The following is a 25,834-nucleotide window of genomic DNA, read 5'->3' on the forward strand; positions in this document are numbered from 1 at the left end:
ATATACCGCGACGTTCATATCCTAATAAGCAAGGATGCTTCTCTTATTCCGCCAATCAGAGGTATGCTCAGCTCCCTAGGTTCTAAGTATACAAAAATACTAGCTTTGAATTTCGGAAAAGGGTATTGAGATGGAAGCTGCACTGCGAAAAAAACAAGGTTTGAGTGGGACTGTTTATAAGCGGAAGCGACTTCCTGCGGAAGAAGGGCTTTGGGTTTTTGTGCTGGGCGATACGACTATATTTGGCTTGTTTTTCGTAGTGTTCGCCTATTATTTTTCACTTCAGCCCGATATGTACCGAGCTTCCCAAGCGTACTTAAATGTAAACTTTGGAGTTCTAAATACCCTATTGTTATTGACCAGCTCTTGGTTTGTAGTAATTGCGTTGAACGCAGTGAGAAGTAACCTCCGCGAGATAGCCGGTCGCTTTACGTTGGCTGCAATTGCTTGTGGTGCAGGTTTTGGCGTTGTTAAAATTCTGGAATATAGGGAAAAGATTCACGCCGACATTACACCCATGACGAATGACTTTTTTATGTTTTACTTCATTTTTACTGGGATACATTTTGTTCATTTGCTGGTTGGAATGGGGCTACTTATTTATTTCTGGCGAAAAACGAGAGCAGAGAAAATAGAATCGTCTGAATTACCCAAATTTGAATCGGTTGCAGTCTACTGGCATATGGTGGATTTTCTTTGGATTGTTTTGTTTCCGTTGCTGTACTTGATCCGATAATTTGGAGTGAGTTTGATGAAAGAATTGATAATGATACGAGAAACCTATGTTTGGATGGTTTTGGCGGGATTGACCGGAGCGTCTTGGATATTGGGCAGTGAATATGAGGTTTTGTCAGAGAATCTTCATGTGTTTATTTCGGTGGCAATGGTTTTATTGACCTTTTTTAAAGTCCGTCTGGTTGTAATGAATTTTATGGAGGTCAGGCACGCACCGCTGCCGCTCCGTTTTGCTTTCGAAGCCTGGTTGTTGGTGGTTTCGACAGCACTGGCGGTGTTTTTCTACCGAGCGTACCTAGCTTGATCTTCGTTCATCCGGATAAGGTTAAATTCATAACTTTGTTTGTGAATGCCGTAGTAGTCAACCCATCGACGAGAATATTTTAACCTTTGCTAAGCCGCAATGTAAGAAAACTACTCTGGAATGCGTGAGGGTTTTAATGGTTGTAGTAGTGCAGAAGAAAGGCACCAAAATCCTTTCGGCCTCGTGCAGGTATTGATATGCCAGTCAGCTGGGTGTGACGTCGCCCGTTTATAAAACACTTCGATGTACTCGAATACATCCGCCTTAGCAGGGCAGAAACGATAGCAGTTGTTACGGCGACATTGCGTTCCTTGATCCTAGTGAATAGGTAGCTTTTCCTTCGGGCGTCGACGGCAGGCGGCCATCAGTGTGCTTAATCTTAGTTTCGCCAGTGATCCGGAAGTACTTGAAGAATGGAGCCGTAAGATTCTGCCCGCCGAAATAGGAGGCAGTGAGATCTCCGTAACATTTTGAGTTGCGGTGAGATTATCATAAGCGTTCCCTGGCAAGAAGTAGTGTGCAATACCATAGCAAGGTATACTGTATGGAAAGGGGAAAAAGCAATACGAAAGGATCTTTTATGGCGCTCCCACAGGAAGGCTCTTCGAACGTGAGAGATCGTATTATTCGTTCGATCTTGTTCGTTCCCGCAGATAATGACAGAAAATTGGCGAAATCCATTGAGCTTGAGGCCGATGCAATCGCTTTTGATCTCGAGGATTCTGTTTTGCCAGCAAATAAACCTCTGGCACGAATAAAGCTGGGGGAGTTTTTTAAAACCAACACCTGCCGCTCGGAACACTGGGTGAGAGTGAACGATGTGCGTTCTGGTGAACTACTGAAGGATCTTGCTGCAGTGGTACCGATGCAGCCGGTCGGTATTGTTCTGCCCAAGATATGCGGCCCGGAAGATATTGACGTGGTTGGCCACTGGCTTGAAATGGCTGAAGCCATGACAGGCGTAACCGTTGGTCAGACCAAAATTATTGCCGTAGCCACGGAAACTCCTGAGGCAGTGCTGCGTTTGTCCGAACTGGGTGATAAGCCCAGGCCAAGACTGAGAGGCTTGATCTGGGGCGCTGAAGACTTAAGTAGCGCCATGGGTGCTGGTGATCCCCGAAATAAGGATGGATCATGGCGTTTTCTATACCAGCAGGTTCGAGGCCAGATGTTGTTGGCCGCGCATATGTTGGACGTTCAAGCTATTGATACAGTGTACGTAGACTTCAGAGATTCAGACGGTTGCCTGGCTAGTGCCAGGGAGAGCCGCCACGACGGATTTACTGGAAAGGTAGCGATTCACCCAGGGCAGCTAGAAGTGATCAATGAGGCGTTCACGGCTTCTGAGGCAGAGGTGCTATATGCTAAACGGGTTCTCGAAGCCTTTGAGAAAGGTGAGGGAGCGGTGTCGCTAGATGGAAAGATGTTAGACATTCCGCATCTAAAGGCTGCACAGCGTGTGCTTGACAGTGTTGGAGTGCGTTGAGTTCTAAAATTAACCAAAATTTGAGGACTTGGCCTCAGTATCGATTTTGGGCCAGCGGAGTAAATCCTTGGTGATCAACTAGGTGTAGGGGGCATTGTGAAGAGCATATTGGTTCCATTCGATGGTTCAAAGTCAGCAAAGCGAGCTGTCGATTATGTTTTGACGCTCAGAAAAGAGGGGTTGAGATGCGGTGCTGTGCATTTAGTTAATGTTCAGCCGGAGCCGACGTTGTTCGGTGATTATGCATCTCAATCGCTGTTGGGAGAATTGAATAGTGCAGCCAAACAGCACAGCGAATCCATAAACGCTGAAGCTATGGAAATTCTGAAGGCTGATGGAATAGACTGCAAATCTCACGGAATGATTGGCGATATTGCGACTGCCGTTGGGTCAGCGGTGGAGCGTTACGGCTGCGACACCATTATCATGGGAACACGTGGAATGAGTAATCTTGCCAACTTGGTAATGGGGTCCGTGGCAACCAGGGTGCTTCACGAGGCAGCGGTTCCAGTGGTTTTGGTCAAGTGACCTACCGGTTGAACTTAGATCATGCAGAAAACGGTAGAGCAGGCGACATTCAGGGCGCGCATTGGAGATTAAAATTGCGTTGAGCTCCATCGAGAAAGCGCAGTTGAAATGAAGCACTACAAGCGCTTGATGATGGAGCGCCACTCCTCGAATAGTTCGTCTCTTATTGATGGGGCCGCGATAGAGATCAAAGCCTGGGCTCGCTCATGTATTGACAGCCCGCGCAGATTGGCCACCCCCTGTTCAGTGATAACGTAATCCGCATCGTGTCTTGGGACAGCTGTGCAGCACATGCTTGAAAGTGCCGGAACGATGCGGCTGAACTTCTGATTATCCGTCATCGAAGGCAGAACTATTATAGATCGTCCTCGTTCAGATAGTCTTGCTCCAGCCACAAAACTTGGTAAGCCGCCGACACCAGCAAGCTGCCGCCCCTTGACAGAATCTGAATTAATTTGCCCGAAAAGGTCGACTTCTATAGCCGAATTTATTGCGCAAAAGCCGGGAATCTCACTAATTCGCCGAACGCTGTGGCTTTCGCTTACTGGTTGGAAATAGAAAGTGGGATCTTTATCAAGTCGTTCGTAGAACTGAGTATCGCCTAGGGCAGCCCCCGTTCGTACAGCGCCCCGCCCTTTGATGCTCCCGCTATCTATCAAAGAGCTCACATTGGGTAACACCATTCCCGAATAGATTTTTAGGTCGCGATGGGATGTAAGGCCTTCCAGTACGGCAGATGGCAGTTTTCCAATCCCTAGTTCCAGTGTGTCACCATCATTGACCAAATTGACGACGTGTTCGGCAATGTCATGTTGCAGTGTTCCTGGGACAGGGTTGCTGTAGTGCACCACATCCGATGTCTCGTCGCAGCAAACATCCGCATCGTGAAAGCGAATGCGGAATGAGCCTTGCGTCCTCGGCAGGGAGGGGTTTATGTGAAGAACCTTGATCTTGGCCTTGTCCCATACAGCAGGTATAAAATCCTGGGAAAGCCCAAGGGAGCAGTGGCCGCTTGCGTCTGGAGGCGTTACCTGAGCGACTGCGACATCAATTTCTGTGTTTTGTTGAAGGTCCCGGAAAATTCCTGGATAGTCTAACGGAAGGAGTTCTGCTCGACCATCTTCGAGTCCTGCCCGAAGCCCAGGAAGCATAAAATAATTTCGCTGGCGGGATTCCGGGTGCAACCCCAAATAGTCGGACCGATTAATGCCGGGGAAAAGAGCCCCCACAAAACGCACTCCCATGCATGCATCAGGTGTGGCTTTAAGTGCTCTGTAAAAAGCGAGACTCTCTCCTGAAACGCCTGGAACATAGACGGTCATTCCCGGTTTTAGCCGCTTGACGAAGTCGTTCAGAGCTTCAGAGGTCGGCATGATTGGGCTCTCTAGGTATAATTAATATCATGGATGATAGAGCTATAGTTGTTTTTTTGATTTTATATTCTGCTTATAAAAACTTTTTTCGCAATTAAACAGTTCGCTTGAGCGGTTGAGTTCTTAATTTTATCTTCTATAAATTCGGTGTTTTGTCAAATTCCAAGATCGCTATAATTTAATTATCAATGTGAGAGCCTAAATACAAAAAAGCCGGGGACAGAAATGAGGCAAGGATTCCTGAGTAGAGCTTCATAGCTAACCCAGGCTGTCCCCGGAAAAAGGGCTAGCGCCCCACAACAACTAGTATTACCTCAACACCACGGGTCTTGATATATTTGTTGCACTCTAAATAAAAGCCAAGCCCTAGGGCGTTAAATAATAGGATAGAGTAAAATTTGATTCTTATAATAAAGAGCCCTATGAATTTCCCGGAGCGCAAAGCATCAACGCCTGACGCGTGCACTTACAGACCACTTGGTCATTCTGGTTGTATCCAGTATGAGTAAACGTGACAATGCCTGCATTTTTTCGAGATTTAGATTTTCGTTTCTCAGTGACCGTAGTCACTGAACGTAAGGTATCTCCATAAAATACCGGGTTTGGAAACTGGACTTCGCTGAACCCGAGGTTTGCTACTGTGGTCCCCAGAGTCGTATCTTGGACGCTCACCCCGATAATGAATCCCAAAGTTAATACAGAGTTAACGAGAGGTTTACCAAATTCGGTATTCTTGCAGTAATCGGCGTCTATGTGGATCTGAGCAGGATTGTAGGTTATACCGCAAAACCAAGTATTGTCAGACTCGGTAATCGTTTTTCTCGTTTCATGCTCAAATGCGTCATCGATATTAAGTTGGTCAAAATAGCGCCCAGCCATGTGCTTCCTCGAATTAACTTGAACTTAGACAGTTCGGGGGATCTATATCTGCGCAAAGCTTGTCATTCACCAAAACAGTCTTTCGAATGGCTCCTCTTTAGCTCCGCGCCAACTTCCAGCAACTAAGAGGGCGACTCACTTCATGCACGTCAACTTTTAGGGGAACGTGGATCACCTTCGGTCTTCGGTTAACTGTTTCTCGTTAGCCGATGCTTGTGAGAGGGTTTCACGTAAATCCCCGTTTTAGTTTTTAGCATTATAGTAAGAGATAAGACGATATGCAAGCATAAAGAATGTGTGGATTCTGAAGTGTCCATTTGACAGCGGTCTCCTCTAGGGGGAGATGCGGTGTGGCGGTTGGACGCCAGCGACTTGTTCTTTCATCAAAAAAATACGATCCCGATCATTGGGCATGGCATTTGGAGGCACATCCCAGCCACAGAAAGTGGCTACCCCTGTCTTGAGAAGAAGCCTGCGAGTTTCTCGAAAAGTACTTTTGCCTCCCTGGAGCGTTCTGGATGCTATTGCAAAGGTATTGATGCATATCAAGATGATTAAGGCTTCCGATGATTAAGGTGCGATATGAAGTAGGCGGCAATATTGTATGGAAAGAGATGCCGGACTCTTTGCTTCGGTGTAGCACAAAAAAACATATCGGGAGATTCCTATGAGCAATGTGCAAGATGAGTTCAATCAATTCCAGCGCGGTCTCGGAACTGAGCTGTCGCCCACCTGGCGAGAGCTTGCTCAGGCCGACAGCAAGTCTGTGCCGAAATTTCTTATCGAAGAGAGTTCACCAAATCTTGGTTCCGGCAAGATTCCGCCGGAACGATACACGTCCATGGACTTCCATAGGCAGGAAGTGGAAAAGCTCTGGAAGCGTACCTGGCAGGTTGCCTGTCGTGAAGAAGAAATTCCCGAAGCTGGGGATCATTTTGTCTATAAGGTTGCTGGACTGTCATTTCTGGTTGTGCGCTGTGCCGACATGCAGTTAAAAGCGTACTGGAATGTCTGTCTGCACCGTGGTCGGTGCCTCGTGGACAAAAGCGGAAGCGGAGCCAAGCACATACGCTGCGGTTACCACGCTTGGACCTGGACTCTTGAGGGAAAGCTGGCCTTTTATCCTGGTGCTTGGGATTTTCCCGATGTGGAAGCTGAAAAATTCTCCCTCCGTGAGGTCTTGATAGACACTTGGGGTGGTTTCGTGTTCATCAACCCCGACTTGAATGCCATTCCATTACGGGAGCACCTGGGCTTGATGGCTAGCCATTTTGATCGTTGGCCGTTAGATAAACGATTTACGCTCTGGCACGTCCAGAAGCGGGTCAATGCCAATTGGAAGGTCACAATGGAAGCGTTTCTGGAGTCCTACCATGTTATCCAGACACACCCTCAGGCGCTATCTTCAGTGGCCGAGCATGGTACCCAGTATGATATTTATGATGAAGGCGAAGCTCATTTCAGTCGGCTTATCACTCCAACCGGAGTTCCAAGCAAACACGCTAAGGATGCGACCGCCCTGGGCGCCATTGCAGATGTATGGGCATTGCTCAATGCGTTACGCTCTGACGAAGCGAATAGCCTCCCGGATGACATAAACAGCCGTGCTACCATTGCCGAATGGCGACGTCAGACCATGGCGAGTATGACGCACTCAGATTATTCCGATCTGTCAGATGCCGAAATGCTCGACACCATCCAATACTACTTGTTCCCGAATTTCTGTCCATGGTACGGAGAGGGTCTTCCTTTAAGTTATGTTTTTCGGCCAGATAGCGACTCTCCCGACAGTTGTTATTTCGATATTTGGATGCTCGTCCGCGCTCCAGACGAGGGCGTTAGGCCTCCGGCCGCAAAAACGCTTTATCTTGAGCCGGAAGAGAAGCTTGAACCACACATCGGAGCCATGGGTGAGATTTTCGATCAGGACAATGACAACATGCCTTTTGTTCATCTTGGAATGAAGAGTTGGCCTGGTGACCCTGAAGGCGTTACTTTAGGCCGCTACCAGGAAAGCCGTATCCGCCACTTCCATCAGGTGTTGATGAAGGTGCTGGGCCGTCCCTGAGCTAATAGCGGTGTTAAGTTTTGGGCAGGCAGGTAAGATCTGCCTGCCCTGGTCGGCGCCAATTAGTTGCAGGCGGAAAAAACACTATGCAGTTGGAATGTGTATTCCTTCGGGAGAGGAGAGTTGTGTAAAAATACTATGATTGCTTCATGGTAGTTTGCTACAATACTATCTGCCATGTATCGTTTGGGCTTCAGCGCCTCTCAATAGGTGAGACGTTGCAAACTTGGGGTGATCAACAATGAACAAAAATAAACCAAGCTGTGTGCTGGTAACTGGAGCTGCCAGGGGAATCGGTAGGAGACTCGTGGAGCGAGCAATCCTGCGTGGCGATTTTACCGTGGCTGTGGTGCGCAAGGACTCGGATTTGAACGCGTTTGGAGAGCATCCTAATCTTCGCGTGGTCGTTATGGATTTCGCAGACACTCAAAGCGTGGAAAGAGGATTCGCTCAGGTTGACCAGGAGCTAGAAGGGCGTGACCTTAAAGTCGTGGTTCACTGCGCAGCAATTTCTGGTCCAGGGGCTGTGGAAATTACCTCTGTGGAGAAGTTTCAACAAGTTATTAACACCAATACTCTAGGCAGCCTACGTCTACTCAAGCAGTCAATACCGAGGTTGCGTGGCCATGGTGGGCGTGTTGTTCTGGTCACATCCTTATGGGGGCAGGCTTCAGGGCCATTGCTTGGTGCATATTGTGCCTCGAAGCATGCTATTGAGTCGCTCGCCGATACCTTGCGCAGAGAGACTCGAGGGATGAATTTGCACGTAGTGGTGGCGGAGCCTGGAGTGGTGCAAACTGATATGCTCGAAGATCAAGCAAGCTTTGTAAATGAGCATGTAGGCAGGCTACCCCCAAGCATGCGCGAACAATATGAGAATCTATATCTTCGTTATCACAAATTAGTTAGCACAGTAAAGGGAATTGATACTGACGCGTGTTCGGAGGGCCTGGAGCGGGCTATGTTCAGCGCCAAACCAAGACTGCGCTATCAAATTGGTGGTGACTCTAAAATTGTTTGTTTCCTGAATTGGTTGCTGCCCGCCCGGCTTATGGATTTCGTGATGGGTCTGTCCTTAAATAACAAGGCGCTAAAGCCGTAACTGCATTTTTAAAAACTCCCAGCTAGTTGATTGTAACAGCCGAGGTACAGAGAGCCTCACGGTCAAAGGGCTGTATTACAGTCTCAAACGGTGAGAAGCGCTGACGCGCTTGCCTGGTCGATGGCGCTGTGCCCATTGGTGAAGCGCATCTGCAATGGGGTTGGCGTTGGTTTGTCGGATTTCTTGCTGCTGCAGGTCATGCGGAAATCAGCAAATCATGCCCATCGTAGTCGTCTGGCCTCTTATAAAAAGGTGTTTTCAACGCAACAGAATTTATATAGACTTGTACCATATGGTATGCATTGCATACTATTTAGTTCCGCGTTTGGTGAGGCTAGGCTGAATAGCAAAGCAGCGCGAACAGCTGGTTCTATAGAGCACTCCGCTTCGACAGGGTTCTTGAAACTGAACGATACCAAGATGGGAACGATGTATGACTGCAACCGGTTTGGAATTGATGTCTAATAGGCCGAGCCTGGTAATGCCGGAGCTGGCTGAAAACCTGATACTCTGGGCAGCTTCTTTATCCGCTCTGATAATGGTGTACTTCGCGATCAACATATGCCGAAGGGACCAGGTCGTCTATCCGATCTTCCTGCTTATCGGTGCAGCCGCATGTACCTTTCATGAACCATTTGTAAGCCTGCTGGGGCATTTTACATATCCTCAGATTGGTCAGCGTACGGCTTTTGTTTTGCTCGGAATTGCCATTCCCCTCTTTCATCCTATCGTAGCCGTGACGTACATGGGCGGGGTAGTGACATGGATTTTTGTCAAACTTGAACGCAATCAATTATCTGCTCGGGGGTGGTGGGGCTTCTTCTCAATAACTACTGTGTTTGCGCTTGTTTTTGAGCCACCGCTGATCAGCGCGGGGCTCTGGAAATACTTCGGCGAAAATCAGTCGTTCATGCTATATGGCTTTCCTATAATCTGGTCGATCGCTAACGCCGCTGCACTGATGTTGGTTGGACTGATAGCTCATTTAATTTGGAGCAGTCTGTTGCTCAAACGCAGAACCTGGAGCCTCGCGCTCCTGACACCGCTACTGCTTTTCGCGTGCCACGTACCGATCGTTTCACCGGTTTACATAGCTCTCAATAGCACAAGCAGCGTTACGCTCAATAACATAGCAGCCTTTTGCTCGGCTCTTTTTGCAGTTGGGGCGGTATATCTTGGTGGTCGTGTTCTTGAGAGATGTGCCAAGGCATGATGGCGCCTTATAGTTTTACCCAAACACCACCGGTGTCCAGTGAAGAGCAGCTTAATTGATTGGCTTCAGCATACGCCGATTCCTTGGATCACATGGCGAATGTACGGAAGAAGATAGTCGCTAGTCTACCAGTCCAACTGTGGGAATTATTAACTTGGTATCGCAGGAAGGAGCTATCTGAAAAGACACCCGGCCGGAAGACACCAGCCGAAGCGCTGATTGGGATCTCAAATCTATTCAGCAGTTCGTTGTTGCGACGATAGGCTGAATCCCCCTGGTACATTAGGCCCCCCCCTCCCTCCCCGGCGTTGCCGGGGAGGGCCTCACTCAAGATTGGATCACCTGCCGCTTACAGTGCAGGTCCGCCCTAACGAGTTGTTTCCCTAGCACTGCAAGCGGGCTATATCCGGCAAGGTGTGATGGAAGCGGGATAGAACCCGATAGGAGTCCTCATCTATAAGGCAAAAGTGCATTGGTGCTGCAGCCTGACCATGTGTCATGCCAATGTGGGACAAATTTTTGTCAAATTTTCTGGTTGCCAATCTGCCGGGATGAATGAACTGGCCCATAAGCGAAACAAGTTTCTCGACTTTGACTCGAGATACTCAGACGTCGGAGTCAACGACATCCAATGCCATGGTCATTTTTTGCCGCTATCCAAAAGCTTTTTCCTCAGTCCTTTATGCAACCGCAACCATTGCATTGTTTTGACGCAATGGGAGGCAGTGTGTCAGTAGAACACCTTGGAATCCCGGCGGCGAGTGCTGAGTAACTAGTATTCGCTGCTGCTAACGGCAGTCCTGCTCTGCGGGCCACTCCTCCATAACGGCACGGCCGGCTTGGGGAATCTTAATGCGCGTGCTGCTAAGCTTGCTCGGGAGTGCTGGATATACAGCGTCAATTAAGTTGGCCGGTGTCGGGTGGCACTAATACTGGGTCAGGATCACCCTTGATGCACGTCCGGTGAGAACCATCCTCAGCTGAGCCAGCTGCGCCGCTACTAGCTACAGGCAGAGAAGGTTGGCAATTCGTTCGAAACGTTTATTCAGGGCCGGTAGAGCTTGGCTACTCCGAGCCTGTTGCCCTCAAGAAAGGCTTGAACAATAAAGTATTAAAGAATACAATATTGTAGTGGTGGTATCTCGGGTTGTTGGCTTCAATGGAATGAAAGCTACATAGAGGCCGCGGTGGGAGAGCCGCTCACTGCTTCTCGAAAAGGAGTGGTGCAGTAGGCGAGCTCAGTCTGATGGGTGCCTCGTCTGATCAAGGCTCTCTGGCTCTTGGCATGGATGTACTTGCAGTCGACTCAGTGCTACGGATTTAGGCCAAAAACAACAAACTTGAATATATAAGAGGGTTTACCGGTATGGTGAAACAACAAGTAAAATCAGTGGTGATATCTTCAATCTTAGCAGGCATGAGCTTGCCATCTTTTGCTTCTGCTTTGGATCTGAGTAATGACGATGAATTAAGTGTCATTGGCTCGGTAAAAGCGGGTAACCCGGAAGGTACGATTCCCGCTTATTCAGGTAAGGCGCCGAAAACGCCTGCCAACTTCCGTGAAGATTTCTCGAATGGTCGACCTAATCCCTACGATGATGAGCCTTTGTTTAGCATCACTGCGGAGAATGCAAGTCAATATGCTGAACAGCTTGACGGTATGATCGAAATTTTCGAGAAGTATCCAGATTTTCGTATGGATATTTATCCGACGCACAGAGATGTATCGTATCCAGAGTATGTGATTGAAAACACGCAAAAAAATCTGACAGAGTGCAAAGAGATAGCCGGCGGCGTTTCCCTTGAAGGGTGTTACGCGGGTATACCCTTCCCGGTTCCCGAAACGGGCACTCAGGCGATGTGGAATCATTTGCTGCAGTTCACGGCTTACGAATATAAAACGATAGATGGTTGGGATGCATGGGTGACAACGCCTGACGGAAAAGCGGTTTTGCAGACGAGGGCTGCGGGTTATCAGCGTGTCAAATTTTTTGATCCCGAAGCGCAAGGTCCGCACGATTCATCATTGATTTACATCAAAATCCGTCAAGAGGATCTTGCTCCAGCGCGAAAAGTGGGTGGTGTGCTTGTGTTGCACAGTAGCGTTGATGCTGTGAATGTGGGAACTCGAATTTGGCAGTATGTTCCCGGCCAGCGTCGTGTAAAGCTGGCACCTAATCTTGCGTATGACACTCCGAGTCCAAACAGTGGCGGTACTAGCACAATAGATGATTCGAAAGGATTCATGGGTCCTCTTGATCGGTATGACTTTACGTTGGCGGGTAAAGAGGAAAAGTTCATTATGTACAATAACTTTGCCTTGAATAATCCAAACGATTGCGGGGAGGAGAAGATTGTTAACCACGCAAACTTTCCGAATCCTGACTGCATTCGATGGGAACTTCACCGCGTTTGGAAGGTAGAGGCTACTTTGAAGGATGGATATCGCCATGCTTATCCCAAGCGCGTTTTTTATTGGGATGAGGATGCGCCGGGCGCTGGTTCAGTTGAGAATTATGACAGCTCCGGGTCGCTCTACCGTGTTGCCAATAACATTGCGATCCCTTTTTACGAGGGCGAGAAGGGGGGAATGGTAGCGGACGGCACCATCTACATGGATTTACAGACTGGAATGTGGTCTGTGCAAGCTCTCCTCGGGCGTGCTGGAGCGGGGTGGACCGTAGTAGAAGAGCCTCTTTCTGATATCTTGTTTAATCCTGAAGGTATGGCGGGCTCTGGATTTCGGTGATTCGATGGCTTGTTCTAATCGCGCGTATGCACCGCCAGGCGCATACGCTCGATTTAACCTAAAAGGTTCAAAGCTTCCTGACGTTACAGAATGAATAGTGAAGTTTATGGAGTGAATTAATGAATGGCGATCCTGATATTGTCGTAGTGGGGGCAGGAAGTAACTCTCTTGTGTCCGCCGCGTATTTAGCCAAGGCGGGTAAGAAAGTTTTGGTTCTGGAGAAGAATGATCAATGCGGTGGTGGTGTGGTCTCGATAGAGATAGCCCCCGGATTTATCAATGATACCCATGCATCAGGTTACTATTTGTGTATTGCCAGTCCGACCGTCCAGCATGATGAGCTGGAGTTAATGTCCAAGCACGGACTTGAATGGAAAACCTGGGATGCCGGATTTGCAACCATTTTTGACAGTGGTGATGGGCTGGTTGCGTACAGTGATCTGGATCGTACCTGCCAGGATATCGCAAGGTATTCGCAAAAGGATGCTGAAAGGTATCGTGACTTTGCACAGGAGTGCATCGAAATTTTGCCATTATTGAGTAATGGTAGTGCGACTCCCCCTTTGCCGACAGGTGCGTTTATCAGCATGCTGGAGGAAAGTTATCGAGGCTGTCGCTTGGTCGATATGATGTTCCAGAGTGCCTATGACATTCTTGATAATCTGTTCGAGTCAACAGAAGTACGGATTCATATGATGAAGTGGGTAGCGGAGGCGATGGAGGGTCCAGAGGTCAAGGGCACCGGCGCCATGCTGGTTGGGCTGTTTGGTCTTGCTCATACCCACAAGGCGCATATTCCAGTGGGTGGTTCCCGGGCTGTTTCCAATGCCTTGATTCGTTGTATTCAGCATCATGGCGGGGAGGTGCGTACGGAAAGTGAAGTCGTCAAAGTGAATATCAGTGCTGGCGAGGCGAGAGGCGTTACGCTTGCTAGCGGTGAAACTATCAACGCACGTGCTGCAGTGCTCGGTTGCATTCATCCTCACATGCTTGAGCAAATGATTCCCGAGGTTGATAAGAAATTGGCAGCTGCTGCAAAGAAAGTCAGGTTGAGCAATCATGGCGCATTAAACCAGCAGATTGCTTTGAGCGAATGGCCAGAATTCAAGGCAGGTCAGGATGAGCGCTGGTCTGAAGCGCTCTGCATTGAATATGTCCGAAAGGATGAACTTGCGGTGCGAAAAGTATTTGACCAATACCGTTACGGTGAAATCCCCACGCATCTTAGTCCGCTCACTATAATGAATAGTAGAAAGGATCCAAGCCGCGCGCCATCGCGTGATCATTGTGCCTTATATCTTTACCACTTTGCTCCACGCGACCTGCAGGATGGCGGGCTTCAGGGTTGGGAGAAGTACCGCCAGAGTTACGCTGATGCAATCTGGGAGGAGTACAAGAGTTATACGACTAACATCGATGATTCTAAGGTTATTGCGCGGCATATTGAATCTCCCCTGGAGCACCATAACCACTCGGCAAGCTTTTCGCACGGCGATATTTTTGGGATTGGAACCACCATGGGCCAAAACATGGGGCGGCGGCCAATTCCAGAATTGGCTCAGTTTCGCATTCCTGGCATTGATAAGCTTTATCTGGTTGGTCCATTTATGCATCCGGGTGGAACCGTCAACTTTGGCGGTCGGGCAACGGCTATGAGAATGATGATGGATTGGAAGATGGATTTGAGCCAGGCATTCGCTATTTAACTGATTGGAGGTATTGAGATGAGACTGATAACAACTGCCCGGTCTGATTTGATGGAAGTCAATGCTGTTGAGATCGAAAACGGCTGTGTGGTAATTACCGGAACAATTATGGGCGCGATGCCAGTGAAAGCTGTGGTGAGTGGCGCGGAGATGCGCAAGGGTTTTTCACTCATTGGGGTTAGAGGAGTATTTAAAGTCATTTGGGCCTTCCTCCGCGGCAGGACCTATTGAATCTCCGATTAAAGCTGGCGTGTCGTTTTCATTGTTATGGTTGCTAAGGCGGCGTGGGCATTGATGCCTAATGCCATCGTGAGGTGAGCTTCGCCTGCCTGCGGCTTAATTATTTGATTATTCTTTTCGCTATCCTAAAAAATGTGTTTGCAGTTAATGACATTTGTCAGGGTGTTATGCGTGATTGGGCTGGATGGCATAATTCGTTACCTGCGCCGTTGAATGGATTTTCGTCACATCGTTGTGATTTTTGTTTGCCATTCCAAGAGCTAGCGAAATCTAGTTGTGTTCCATAAAAATACGGATGGACGCGTACAGATCTAAATGCTTTCGCAATATGCTGTATCGTTCACTTGCGCTAGGCATATAATATGCTACCATAAAATATGCGCACAAAGGTCTGGGGTGGCATCATTGCCAGATCAGCCAAGTGCAAAACAAGAACAATCGGGAGGAAGAAGAATGCTCAATATGAAAAAAGCCAGTTGGCAGCTAGCTCATATGGCGCTGAGTGCCGCCATGCTGACCGCCGCGGGAGAGGTCTATGCAGTGGCACTTGATACAGGTAATCCGGATGTCCGGCTGCGGTGGGATAATACGGTACGTTACAATCTTGGTGTGAGGGCAGAAAGTAAGGAGCGCGCTCTTGCCGAAAGCGCTACTCAACAGATTGCTGATAACAAGTTCGACCGTGGTGATGTTGTTACCAATCGTCTGGACATCATCTCAGAACTCGATTTGGTTTATAAGCGGAAGTACGGTGCCCGAATTTCGGCCGCGGGATGGTACGACAATGCCTATACCGACACCGCAAAAAACTTACCTCAATATGAGTCAGTGGGTATTGGCTCTGCCTACCCCGGCGAGGAGTATACAGATACGGTTAAGCGCTATTACATCGGGCCATCCGGTGAGATTCTGGACGCTTTTGTTTTCGGTGGGGTGAACCTTTTCGATACCCCGGTAACCATGAGGTTGGGCCAGCATAATCTCTACTGGGGTGAATCGCTTTTCTCCTTTGTGCACGGTGTGTCGTATGCGCAGGGGCCGGTAGATTTGCGTAAGGCCACAGCGACGCCCGGCATAGAAGCTCAGGAGTTGTTTCTGCCCTTGAATCAGGCGTCGGCCACAGCTCAAATTACTGACAGCATTTCACTGGCGGCGTACTACCAGTTTGAGTGGGAGCCTAGTCGTCTTCCAGAAGGTGGTACCTATTTTGGTGCACCTGACTTCCTGTTTTCTGGCGGAACCCGGCTGTTTCTGGCACCAAATTTCAGTATTCCCGTCCTAGGCGATCGTGACACCCCCGATGATGGTGGGGCGTGGGGGGCAAGTCTGAGATGGCGGACATCAGCTCTTGGCACTTTGGGTTTCTACTACCGCGAATTCGATGACACTCTGCCCAATGTGGTTGCCGATTATTCTGGTCCAGTCCCTACCAATGTCTACAACAAGTATGCCGAAGATGTGAAGCTATTTGGTCTGAGTCTTGCCAGGCAAGTAGGTGATGCTTCCATCGGCGTTGAAGTTGTGCGAAGAGAAGATACAGCATTGGCTTCTGTGGGGCTTGCTCCTGATTTTGCCCGTGGCGATACCTGGCACGCTCTGGTCAACGCAATCATGCTGAATGGCAAAAATGCCCTGTGGGATTCATCTACCCTGCAGGCTGAATTGACATACAGTTATCTAGATCGCGTAACGGAAAACCCGCAATTTTATAACAAGGAGGGAAGTCCTCAGTGTAACGCTACCGTTCCTGGGGCGAATGAGGTTGAGGACGGTTGCTCCACTCGCAGCTCCGTAGCAATGACTGTGTCTTTTGAACCAGTCTGGTACCAAGCAATGAATGGCGTCGATCTGACGCTGCCTTTAGTGCTGGGGGTTGGAGTTTATGGGAATTCTCCCGTAGTCAATGGGGGCAATGAGGGGGCAGGTAACTTCAGTGTTGGAGTTGGTGCCGACTACTTGGCTAAGTACAAGTTCAATTTGGCGTATAACGGTTTCTTCGGTTCCATTTCCAAAGATGCTAATGGCATCCAGCAGACTTCCAACGGCGGTACCCCGCTGCTGCGCGATCGCGGCTGGTTATCTTTCACTGCAAAAGCTACCTTCTGAGATCACTGAATGCCATTGCAAGCTGAATTATTCGGCTTGCAATGTGCTCAGGGAGCTAAATGTTCAAACAACTCTCCAGCGGAGGCTATCCCTCGATGTTTGAAGGTGTGAGGACGTTATCGACTGATAAACGTTGGTTGTGGCTTGGCTCTTGGAGCTCGGTTTTGGCTTTTGCATTACTTCTGGTTTTATTCGTCTCTCAGGCCGAAGCCTTTGAGGCACCTCTGGAGACGCCTGCCCAGAAAAGTGATTCGGCGATCAATGGTCCTTTCCTGGATGTAGTTGCCTTTGAGAATCATCTCGTCGCCGTTGGGCTGTATGGTCGCATAGTTGTTTCGGGCAATTCGGGGGAGAGCTGGAGCCAGGCTCAGGTGCCAGTCAGCACCGATCTGGTGGCAGCTTCTTTTGTTGATCGTAAAAAAGGCTGGGTAGTTGGTCACGGCGGTGTCGTATTGCATACCAAAGATGGCGGCAAAAACTGGGAGCTTCAGCTAGATGGTTTGGAAGCCCAGCAGTTGGCCATTGATTATTACACTGAAAACGACGATGGGCTGGAAAAGGATGTCGCTGATGAAATGCTTGCTCTAGAGCGTTCTTTTGTATTTGAAAACGAAACCCAGCCATTTATGGATGTGCTGTTTGTGAATGAGCAGCGTGGTTATGTTGTCGGTACTTTTAATCGTATCTTCGCAACGGAAGATGGCGGAGAGACCTGGAAGCCATTAATGCACCGCACGGACAATCCCACTGAGCGGCATTTTTACGCTGTTGCTGGCAATGGAGAAGCTATTTACCTTGCGGGAGAGGCTGGCAAGGTATGGCGTTTAAATCCACAAAGCGGACGCTTTGAGAGCGCAGATACGCCGTATACAGGCACACTGTTCGGGCTTCTAGCCTTCGGTCAAAATCAGCTTCTTGCGTACGGAATGCGCGGAACCGTATATCTCAGTCGAGATGAAGGCAGTTCCTGGACAAACCTCGACGTTCCATTCACAGGCGGCGTAACCGATGCAGACTTATCGCCGGAGGGGCAGATTTTTATTGTTGACCAAGGTGGCGGGCTCTATCAGAGCCAGGATGGTGGTGCTGATTTCACGAAAGTGAAAGTTTCTCGGCCAATGTCCTATTTTGGCGTGGCTTGGATGGCACCAGGCTTGGTGACGCTGGTGGGAGAAAGCGGAGTGCGGGTTGAATCCATTTTTTAGGTCTGCAAAAAGCGTTTATAAGAGCAGGATGTAAGTATGACTGCACACAAGCAAAACAAATCTAATAGCGCAACGGGTATTACGAGATGAAGATCGTCGCTAACCCCGCTGAATTTAACCAGCATACTGGCAATACCCTGGAGCGGCTGATTTTCAATAACCGCTCCTGGGTGCTTTTGATATTCCTGCTTGTAACCCTGACAAGCGCCTGGCAATTGCGTGAACTGAGTGTGGGTGCCAGCTTTGACAAGATGCTGCCTCATGACCATCCCTATATAGAGAATTATCTCGAAAATCGCGACGAGTTAAGAGGGCTTGGGGATTCGGTGCAGGTCGTCGTTGAAAATCCTGACGGTGATATTTTCGACCCAGAGTTTCTAGAGCATTTTGCAAATATTAATGACGACATTTTCATTATTCCGGGTGTTGATAGAGCTTGGATGAAGTCGATTTGGACGCCGGTGGTACGATGGGTCCGGGTGACAGAGAGAGGGTTCGAGGGCGGTCCCGTGATTCCGGGTGACTTTGACGGCTCACCCGAATCGATTCGTCATTTGAGAGAGAATATTGCCAGGGCGGACGTCGTTGGCAGTCTGGTTGCGAACGATTATAGATCAGGCATGATCGTTATTCCGCTGTTGCCGGACGCCGATTACTATGCCGTTTCGAAGGCACTTGACGAGGTGCGCGCAAAGTACCAAGGTGACGATGCAAATATTTATATTGTCGGATTTGCCAAGCTTGTTGGCGATTTGATTGACGGCTTGTTTAAGGTGATGTCGTTTTTCCTTGCGGCAGTCCTGATTGCAGCGGTAATCATTTTTAGCTTTAGTCGATGCCTCGTAAGCACATCTCTGGTGCTTGGTTGCTCAACGGCGGCAATCATTTGGCAGCTGGCCATAGTAACTTATCTTGAGCAGCCGCTTGACCCGTTTACGGTCCTTGTCCCTTTCCTGGTATTTGCTATTGGCGTGTCCCACGGCGCCCAGAAAATGAATGGAATCCTGCAAGACATTGGGAAGGGCAACCATAAGATGGTCGCTGCTCGCTACACGTTTCGGCGACTATTCGTCCCGGGTGTGACAGCACTGGTATCCGATGCAGTGGGCTTTGCGGTCTTGATGATTATTGATATTCCAGTCATTCGCGAGCTGGCAATTTCCGCCAGTATCGGCTTTGGAATGTTGATTCTCACCAACTTGGTTGTTTTGCCCGTTTTGCTCTCCTATACCGGTGTCTCTAAAACTGCAGCTGATCGATCACTGCGCGCCATAAATCATCGTAGCGAAAATCGCGGGCTTGGGTCTCTCGCGCTGTTGACGGAGCGGAAATGGGCAGTTCGTGCCCTCTCAGTCGCTGTCGTTCTTGCCGCAGGCGGCCTGGTTGTCGCCTCAAAGTTGCAGATCGGAGACCTGGATCAAGGCGCTCCAGAGCTTCGGGCGGACTCGCGTTACAACAAGGACAGTTCTTACATTTCGGAACACTACGGCGTATCCAACGATTTATTTGCCGTTATGGTTAAGACTCCATCTCAGGAGTGTGGAAGTTACAGGGCCCTGGTCGAAATGGACAGATTGGGCAGGCGGCTGTCTTCGGTCCCCGGTGTGCAGCAGACCCAGTCTCTGGCCGACATGGTCAAGTTATATACGATGGGTTCCTTTGAGGGCAATCCGAAGTGGCTAACGATAAGTGATAATGCTGGGCTAATTTCGCCGCAAATCAGTACTGCCCTTGCCTGGAACTCGGAAATGCTGAACCGCGACTGCTCGGTAATGCCGGTTGTGGCATACCTGAGCGACCATAAGGCAGCGACCCTTGAGCGGGTTGTCGACGAGGCAGCTGCATTCGCAGAGGCGCACAGCACGCCCGACCTTCAGTTTCTGTTGGCGGCCGGTAACGCTGGTGTTGAAGCCGCCACTAACATGATTGTGCGAGAGTCCAGCCGCATCATGATGTTGTGCGTTTATATAGCCGTCGGGCTGTTGAGTTTGATTGTTTTTCGTAGCTGGCGGGCGGTAGTGGTTGCATTGCTACCGCTAATGTTGACTTCGATTCTTACTGAGGCATTCATGGTCATGCTGGGCATTGGCATGAAGGTGGCCACGCTGCCCGTCATTGCTCTGGGGGTGGGTATTGGTGTCGACTACGCGCTTTACCTACTGAGCGTACAGCTGACCCAACAGAGGCTTGGAGTTTCGCTCCGAGATGCATATCGATCTGCACTCAGGTTCACCGGTAAAGTGGTTGGCCTTGTTGGAGTGACGTTGTCAGCCGGGGTGGTCACTTGGGTGTGGTCACCAATCAAGTTCCAGGCGGATATGGGGTTGCTTCTGACCTTCGTATTCCTGTTTAACATGCTTGGCGCGCTTATTCTTATACCAGCCCTCTCTCATTTTTTGTTACGCAAACCCGCAAAGACCGAGAATGCAAAGCAAGACCGCTCTGCAGGAGAGGCAGTCCGTTCAACTGATCCTCGGATGATCCAAGGAGAAACTTTATGAACTCTCAGGCACAACCCGGCAATAGCACTCTGTTAGAGATTTACAGGCGTGCCAACCAGATTTTACAGAACGATAATCGATTCAGATCTATTATCAAATCCGGCAAGTTGGTAATGCCATATTACTCACCCAGAGGGCAGGAGATCATACCGTCAGCTCTATCGGTTCATCTCACCAACGATGACTACATATGCACTATTTATCGCGGGATCCACGATATGCTCGCCAAGGGGGTACCACCACGGCTTTTGTGGGCCGAGTTAGCGGGCCGTTCTACCGGAACCTGCAAAGGAAAGGGTGGTCCCATGCACGTAACCCACCCCGAGACCGGGGTAATGGTCACTACTGGCATTGTTGGTAGTAGCATGCCGCTCGCAAACGGTTTGGCGTTGGCGTCTCAAATACGCGGTGACAATCGCGTATCGATTGCCTACTTCGGCGATGGAGCAAGCAATATCGGCGCATTCCATGAGGCCTTGAACCTGGCTTCGGTATGGAAGCTACCCGTTGTTTTTGTCTGCCAGAACAATGGTTACGCGGAACACACCCGATACGAAAACGGTACTTCGTGTGCAAACGTCGCCGAGAGGGCTGCAAGCTACTCGATGCCAGGGGTTACTGTCGATGGCAATGATCCTGTGGCCATGTGGCAAAGTGCTGGTGAGGCGATTGCACGTGCTCGTGAAGGCGGGGGGCCTACCTTGCTGGAGGCTAAAACCTTCCGCTTCCATGGCCACATCTTTGGTGATGCTGATGCTTACATGGACTCTGCTGAGAAAGCCGCTGCGATCGAACGGGACCCCTTGCCTAAATTCCGCAGCTGGCTTTTAGAGGGTGGGCATGCAACTGAGGAGCAGCTGGCCAGTCTTGAAACAGCCATCACTACCGAACTTGATGAGGCGGTCGAGTATGCATTGAATAGCCCCTATCCCGACGTGGCCGAGCTTCGCCGTGATGTTTATGCAGAGGAGATTTCAGCATGAGTAATGTTTCAGGCGATTTGAACATGCTGCAGGCGATCAACATGGCGCTGGATGATGCTATGGCTGCAGATCAGGAAGTGATTGTGATCGGTGAAGACGTAGCGGACCGAGAAGAAGGTGGCATTGTTGGTGTGACCAAGGGGCTGTCGACCAAATATGGTGATATGCGTGTCCGCTCTACCCCGATTTCTGAGCAGGCGATTATTGGCTCCGCTATTGGTGCATCATTGGTCGGCATGCGGCCTGTGGCGGAAATCATGTTGATGAATTTCACTACCGTAGCCATGGACATGATCGTTAACCATGCGGCGAAGTTGCGATTTATGTCTGGCGGACAGACCCATGTGCCGATTACCATCCGGACGATGACCGGGGCTGGATTTAGCGTCGGTGGTCAACACTCTGACTTTTTAGAAGCCTGGTTCGCCCATACTGCGGGGATGAAGGTTGTTATTCCTTCCACTCCCGCTGATGCCTATGGACTGATGCTATCTTGCATCGAGGATGAAGACCCCTGCATTTTCGTTGAGTGTATGCCGTTGTATTGGACTCCCGGGCCAGCACCACAGAGGGGAGTAAAAGTTCCCCTTGGCAAAGCTAAGGTCGCTCTGGAAGGAAGTGATGTCAGTGTCATAACTTATAGCAGACAGGTTCACGATGCCCTGGCGGTGGCTAAAAAACTCGCTGAAGAAGGAATCAGCGTCGAGGTGATCGATCTGAGAACCATAGCACCGCTGGATATGGATACCGTACTGGCGAGTGTAAAGAAAACCGGTCGGGCGGTTGTCCTGCATGAGGCCACTCGTAATTTTGGCGTGGGCGCGGAGGTTTCGTCAGGAATTCATGAAGCACTATTCAGTGAACTCAAGGCACCTGTCGGTCGAGTTGGATCAGCACATTGTCCTGTGCCTTTTTCAAAGCCTCTCGAAGACGAGTTCATGCCCGCGGCCGCAGATATAGAGCAGGCTATTCGTTCAACCTTATCCCAATCGCACTGAACTGGATTACATCGATACAGGAAGACTACGGTGACTACGAAAGTACTAATGCCCAAAATCGGTTTTTCAATGAACGAAGGTACTCTTAATGAATGGCTTGTGGCGGATGGGGCCACTGTCAAGGAAGGAGACCTGATTTACTCAATGGAGAGTGATAAATCGATTCAGGAGGTCGAAGCTCCTGCGTCAGGTACGCTCAAGATCATTGCGGAGGTTGGAGAGGTATATGAAGTTGGTGACTTACTGGCTGAAATCTCTTAAGCCCGGGAGGCGTTAATGACTCAAACCAAGCCGTTTAATTTCGAATTTCCACCGCTACCGGATATGGACTTTTCGGAGTTTGGTGAAGTCGATCAGGTTCCGTTGCCGCGTATTCAAAAGTTGACGTCAGCATTTTTGTCGCGGAACTGGGTGACCATTCCGCATGTTACACATCATGACGAAGCGGACATTACCAAACTGGAGGTGCTAAGAAAGCGTATGGCCGGGGAAGGGACGCGCATCACCCCGCTAGCGTTCCAGGTCAAGGCTCTGGTCAGCGCATTAAAAGCGTTTCCGATGTTTAATGCGTCCCTTGATGCATCCGGTGAAAATTTAGTGCTTAAAAAGTACTTCCATATTGGGATTGCAATCGATACCGATAAGGGGTTACTCGTTGGTGTTGTTCGTGACTGCGACAGAAAAACTGTTAGTGAAATAGGCAAGGACATTGCCAGTCTTTCAGAGCGGGCACGTACCAAGGGGTTACCTCTGAAAGATATGCAAGGAGGCTGTATGACCATCAGCGCCCTCGGAGGTATAGGAGGGACGGCGTTTACGCCTATTATTAATGCACCGGAAGTCGCTATCCTGGGAGTAACACGCGCCTATTGGAAACCCTTCCGAGCAGAAGATGATGGCGTTGACTGGCGCTTGGTACTGCCGCTAGATCTGAGCTATGACCATCGGGTTATCAATGGTGCAGATGCTGCTCGCTTTCTTTTGCACCTGTCAGGCCAACTTGCCAATGCTGATGCATTGTTGACTGAATAAAGCTGTTCTAGCTAGCTATAAAGCAGCTTGCGTTAGTCGCGAGCTGCCACCTTAACACTCTTAGCGTTGATTGTTTTGTCGATCACCTACCAGCATTATTGCCTACCTCTGGCCAGTCTGAAATAGGCCTATTCGAGCAAATAGGCTTTTAGCTTCTCACGAGTTTGAGCATTGAGTCCCGCAATAGCCTCAAGATAGCTAAGAACATCACCATAGTTTTCGTTTATTGATTTGAAAGCCGCTCCAAGGTATTCGGTTTTGGCAATTGATAGGGCGCGAAGCACGCCAGGCGAGGCAGGAGTTTCTAGGATGTCTGCCAATGCTGAATGCATCGGGGCCTCCGTACGTGAACCAGTCCAGTAGTGGTTGGTAAGTAGGTAGTCTTCGAATATGTCTGGTATCTCGACATCTAGCGCTGCGAGGAGCATGGCAGAGACAAAACCGGTTCGATCCTTTCCAGCAGTGCAGTGAAAGAGCAGTCGAGCTTGGGTGTCGGTCAGAATGCGTTCAAATAGGATGGCAAGAGCTTCGGAGAAGACTGTTGGAAAACGACGATAACTCATCAGCATGGCCGCCCTTGCACCGCTTTCCGATGGGTCTTCGCGAATTGAGCGAAGCATATCATTGTTGCCGGCGCGAAGGTCGACGGAAACGTCCATATTTAGGGTTTCCGTAGACGTTGAACACCAGCGAGTTGGGAGTTCGTGGCGCTCATGTGAACTTCGAAGATCACATATCAAACTGATATCCAACTGATTAAGTATCAATAAGTCGTCGGTAGTCAGCGAACTTAGTCCTTCCGAGCGGTATAACAAACCCTTGCGTACGCGGCGCCCATCGCTAGTGGTATATCCGCCAAGATCACGGAAGTTGGGTGCCCCGGTGAGTAGTGGAGCCGGCGGCGCAAATGATTTCATTGGGCGTAATCCGTCCTGTCACTCGAATTCTGCTCGCTTTCCATTCAGCGTGGCGCGGATGCCAGCGAGAAAATCATCAGTGGCGGCGCAGTGGGCAACGTGCTTGGCCTCTGCAGCCAATTGCTCGTTGAAGTTAGGATAAGCGGCGAGGTTGAGTAATGCCTTGCTGCCAGCCAAGCCGACTGAAGGGCCTTTAGCAAGTCGCCTGGCGGTTTTGAGCATACTGTCTGAAAGCTCTTCATCTGGTACGACCTGAGTTACCAATCCCAATGAGGCCGCTTCCTCTGCGCTAACTCGTTCGCCCAGGAATGCGAGGCGTTTGGCAGCTTTCACACCGACAGAGGCTACAAGCAGGCTGCTAAGCCCTTGATCAAGAGAAAGTCCAACGTGAATATGAGCAGCAATGAAAAAGCTGCTCTTGCCGCAAATAGTAATATCAGCTGCTAGGCACAGCGCCAAGCCTGCACCTGCAACGGCTCCACGCGCCTCTACGATAACCGGCTTGCGGGAATTTAATAGCAGATTGGGTAGACGGCTACCAACTAGCAGCTTTTTTTCGAAAAGGCTGAATCGCTCCTGAGAAGAGAGTGTCAAGGTTTCATTAAAGCCTTTTACATCGCCTCCGCTGCTTAAATTCTCACCGGCACCACGAATGACAATGCACTTTACTTGGGGATCGCGTTCCGCATAGCGAAATTGATCTATCAGCGATTCCACCAACTCGGGGCTCAATGCATTACGGGTTTCAGGCCGATTCAGCGTGAGTGTAGCGACGCGCTCAGACATAGAATACAGAACCAAATCCGGCATTTTGGCAGTCCTTTATCAAGCAATTACGGTTATTGGGAAACGATGGCACGCCCGTTGTTTAGTACGACTAAATCCCGTTCAGCAACCAAAGAACGAAAGCTGACTTCGTCTCCCTCTCTCCAGAATTCAGTGACGATGGTTTCCCCGGGATACACCGGAGCGGAGAATCTGAGTTGAAGCGACCTCAGCCGTGCGGGGTCGTTATCCGCATATTGCTGTAATACCGCGCGCGTAGCTACTCCTAGAGTACATAGCCCATGAAGAATCGGCCGTTCGAATCCGGCCTTCGCTGCTAGCTGCGGGTCAGCATGAACTGGATTATAGTCACCAGACAGGCGATATATCAGGGCGGCCTGAGGGAGCGTGGTCAGTGACAGGCTTTGGTCTGCGGGGCGATCGGGAATTCTATGAGGTACCGGCCCTTCGGTGATGGTTCCGCCCTGGCCGCCATCGCCGCGAAGGAAATAGGTCGATGTGACTAGACTTACCCGCTCGTCGGTTTCTTTGTCGCGTAATTCTTTTTCCAGGAATACCAGGGAGCCTTTGCCCTCCCCCTTATCCAATACATCGCGGACACGGTAATGACCAACATAGGTGCGTCCAGCCTCAAGAGGCTTGAATATCTCAAAAGACTGCTCCCCATGCAGAAGTTTGACCCAGTTGACTTCCAGTTCCGGTGCGGTAATCCACGCGCCAGGGTGGGCGATGACATTAACCTGGGAAGGAAATACCTTAAGATCTTTTTCATAACAGAATTGCAGATCCGCCGGATCACTGGCGTTGTCACCGATGCCGATGCCTAGGGCGTAAAGCATGCAATCTCGGGCATTGAGTGTGTCCTCAAGAGGAGTGAAGGGCCACGCTAGCAATTTTTCCAGATTCATAGGTGTCTTTCGCTG

Annotated in this window: 22 protein-coding genes; 17 read left to right on the forward strand and 5 right to left on the reverse strand. The window is 49.7% G+C overall.

Features of this window, described 5'->3' with window-relative positions:
- Window positions 1-130 precede the first annotated feature (130 nt).
- From CFT65_RS03530 to CFT65_RS03545, 4 genes are all read left to right on the forward strand, one after another.
- A complete protein-coding gene (locus CFT65_RS03530) occupies window positions 131-736 on the forward strand; it encodes a cytochrome c oxidase subunit 3 (protein ID WP_088826638.1) in 606 nt (201 codons plus the stop codon).
- 15 nt (window positions 737-751) lie between these two features.
- The gene (locus CFT65_RS03535; RefSeq protein WP_088826639.1) at window positions 752-1,039 is read left to right on the forward strand and encodes a cytochrome C oxidase subunit IV family protein; all 288 of its coding nucleotides are present in this window, start codon (window positions 752-754) and stop codon (window positions 1,037-1,039) included.
- 580 nt (window positions 1,040-1,619) lie between these two features.
- A complete protein-coding gene (locus CFT65_RS03540; RefSeq protein ID WP_088826640.1) occupies window positions 1,620-2,525 on the forward strand; it encodes an HpcH/HpaI aldolase/citrate lyase family protein in 906 nt (301 codons plus the stop codon).
- 96 nt (window positions 2,526-2,621) lie between these two features.
- The gene (locus tag CFT65_RS03545) at window positions 2,622-3,053 is read left to right on the forward strand and encodes a universal stress protein (RefSeq protein ID WP_088826641.1); all 432 of its coding nucleotides are present in this window, start codon (window positions 2,622-2,624) and stop codon (window positions 3,051-3,053) included.
- Between the two features lie 116 nt (window positions 3,054-3,169).
- On the opposite strand, the gene CFT65_RS03550 is transcribed toward CFT65_RS03545, so the two are convergent.
- Both CFT65_RS03550 and CFT65_RS03555 read right to left on the reverse strand, forming a co-directional pair.
- On the reverse strand, window positions 3,170-4,426 hold the full coding sequence (locus CFT65_RS03550; RefSeq protein ID WP_088826642.1) for an acetyl-CoA hydrolase/transferase family protein: 1,257 nt from the start codon (window positions 4,424-4,426) through the stop codon (window positions 3,170-3,172).
- A gap of 420 nt (window positions 4,427-4,846) precedes the next feature.
- Window positions 4,847-5,305, reverse strand: a complete 459-nt coding sequence (locus tag CFT65_RS03555; RefSeq protein WP_088826643.1) for a MaoC family dehydratase — start codon at window positions 5,303-5,305, stop codon at window positions 4,847-4,849.
- Window positions 5,306-5,972: 667 nt separating this feature from the next.
- Between CFT65_RS03555 and CFT65_RS03560 the strand changes: the two genes are divergently transcribed.
- The 13 genes from CFT65_RS03560 (at window position 5,973) to CFT65_RS03620 (ending at window position 23,208) form a co-directional block, all read left to right on the forward strand.
- Window positions 5,973-7,373 carry an aromatic ring-hydroxylating oxygenase subunit alpha gene (locus tag CFT65_RS03560; protein ID WP_088826644.1) on the forward strand — a complete coding sequence of 467 codons (1,401 nt, stop codon included), beginning with the start codon at window positions 5,973-5,975 and terminating at the stop codon, window positions 7,371-7,373.
- A 241-nt stretch (window positions 7,374-7,614) separates the two neighbouring features.
- The gene (locus CFT65_RS03565) at window positions 7,615-8,475 is read left to right on the forward strand and encodes an SDR family NAD(P)-dependent oxidoreductase (protein WP_088826645.1); all 861 of its coding nucleotides are present in this window, start codon (window positions 7,615-7,617) and stop codon (window positions 8,473-8,475) included.
- Between the two features lie 433 nt (window positions 8,476-8,908).
- On the forward strand, window positions 8,909-9,688 hold the full coding sequence (locus CFT65_RS03570; RefSeq protein ID WP_088826646.1) for a hypothetical protein: 780 nt from the start codon (window positions 8,909-8,911) through the stop codon (window positions 9,686-9,688).
- A 1,366-nt stretch (window positions 9,689-11,054) separates the two neighbouring features.
- On the forward strand, window positions 11,055-12,437 hold the full coding sequence (locus CFT65_RS03575; RefSeq protein ID WP_088826647.1) for a DUF1329 domain-containing protein: 1,383 nt from the start codon (window positions 11,055-11,057) through the stop codon (window positions 12,435-12,437).
- A 119-nt stretch (window positions 12,438-12,556) separates the two neighbouring features.
- Complete coding sequence (locus CFT65_RS03580; protein ID WP_088826648.1) at window positions 12,557-14,143, forward strand: phytoene desaturase family protein; 1,587 nt, start codon at window positions 12,557-12,559, stop codon at window positions 14,141-14,143.
- Between the two features lie 18 nt (window positions 14,144-14,161).
- Window positions 14,162-14,374 carry a hypothetical protein gene (locus CFT65_RS03585; RefSeq protein WP_088826649.1) on the forward strand — a complete coding sequence of 71 codons (213 nt, stop codon included), beginning with the start codon at window positions 14,162-14,164 and terminating at the stop codon, window positions 14,372-14,374.
- 462 nt (window positions 14,375-14,836) lie between these two features.
- Window positions 14,837-16,489 carry a DUF1302 domain-containing protein gene (locus tag CFT65_RS03590; RefSeq protein WP_172408417.1) on the forward strand — a complete coding sequence of 551 codons (1,653 nt, stop codon included), beginning with the start codon at window positions 14,837-14,839 and terminating at the stop codon, window positions 16,487-16,489.
- Between the two features lie 59 nt (window positions 16,490-16,548).
- Window positions 16,549-17,694: a WD40/YVTN/BNR-like repeat-containing protein gene (locus tag CFT65_RS03595; RefSeq protein ID WP_088826651.1), complete on the forward strand. Its 1,146-nt coding sequence runs from the start codon at window positions 16,549-16,551 to the stop codon at window positions 17,692-17,694.
- 86 nt (window positions 17,695-17,780) lie between these two features.
- On the forward strand, window positions 17,781-20,195 hold the full coding sequence (locus tag CFT65_RS03600) for an efflux RND transporter permease subunit (RefSeq protein ID WP_088826652.1): 2,415 nt from the start codon (window positions 17,781-17,783) through the stop codon (window positions 20,193-20,195).
- Complete coding sequence (locus CFT65_RS03605) at window positions 20,192-21,178, forward strand: thiamine pyrophosphate-dependent dehydrogenase E1 component subunit alpha (protein ID WP_088826653.1); 987 nt, start codon at window positions 20,192-20,194, stop codon at window positions 21,176-21,178. The genes CFT65_RS03600 and CFT65_RS03605 overlap by 4 nt, the downstream gene beginning before the upstream one ends.
- Window positions 21,175-22,176 (forward strand): alpha-ketoacid dehydrogenase subunit beta, encoded by a 1,002-nt coding sequence (locus tag CFT65_RS03610; protein WP_088826654.1) that lies wholly within the window; start codon window positions 21,175-21,177, stop codon window positions 22,174-22,176. Before CFT65_RS03605 ends, CFT65_RS03610 begins: the two co-directional genes overlap by 4 nt.
- A 30-nt stretch (window positions 22,177-22,206) precedes the next feature.
- Window positions 22,207-22,437, forward strand: a complete 231-nt coding sequence (locus CFT65_RS03615) for a biotin/lipoyl-containing protein (protein WP_088826655.1) — start codon at window positions 22,207-22,209, stop codon at window positions 22,435-22,437.
- A gap of 15 nt (window positions 22,438-22,452) precedes the next feature.
- On the forward strand, window positions 22,453-23,208 hold the full coding sequence (locus tag CFT65_RS03620; RefSeq protein WP_088826656.1) for a 2-oxo acid dehydrogenase subunit E2: 756 nt from the start codon (window positions 22,453-22,455) through the stop codon (window positions 23,206-23,208).
- A gap of 128 nt (window positions 23,209-23,336) precedes the next feature.
- Here the strand turns inward: CFT65_RS03620 and CFT65_RS03625 are convergent, their stop codons facing one another.
- From CFT65_RS03625 to CFT65_RS03635, 3 genes are read right to left on the reverse strand one after another with little or no spacing between them, the layout of a single operon-like run.
- Complete coding sequence (locus tag CFT65_RS03625) at window positions 23,337-24,125, reverse strand: tyrosine-protein phosphatase (RefSeq protein WP_088826657.1); 789 nt, start codon at window positions 24,123-24,125, stop codon at window positions 23,337-23,339.
- Between the two features lie 18 nt (window positions 24,126-24,143).
- Window positions 24,144-24,935: an enoyl-CoA hydratase/isomerase family protein gene (locus CFT65_RS03630; protein ID WP_088826658.1), complete on the reverse strand. Its 792-nt coding sequence runs from the start codon at window positions 24,933-24,935 to the stop codon at window positions 24,144-24,146.
- A 29-nt stretch (window positions 24,936-24,964) separates the two neighbouring features.
- The gene (locus CFT65_RS03635) at window positions 24,965-25,819 is read right to left on the reverse strand and encodes a MaoC/PaaZ C-terminal domain-containing protein (RefSeq protein WP_088826659.1); all 855 of its coding nucleotides are present in this window, start codon (window positions 25,817-25,819) and stop codon (window positions 24,965-24,967) included.
- Window positions 25,820-25,834 lie beyond the last annotated feature (15 nt).

Source organism: Marinobacter sp. es.048, from assembly GCF_900188435.1.
Lineage (GTDB): Bacteria > Pseudomonadota > Gammaproteobacteria > Pseudomonadales > Oleiphilaceae > Marinobacter.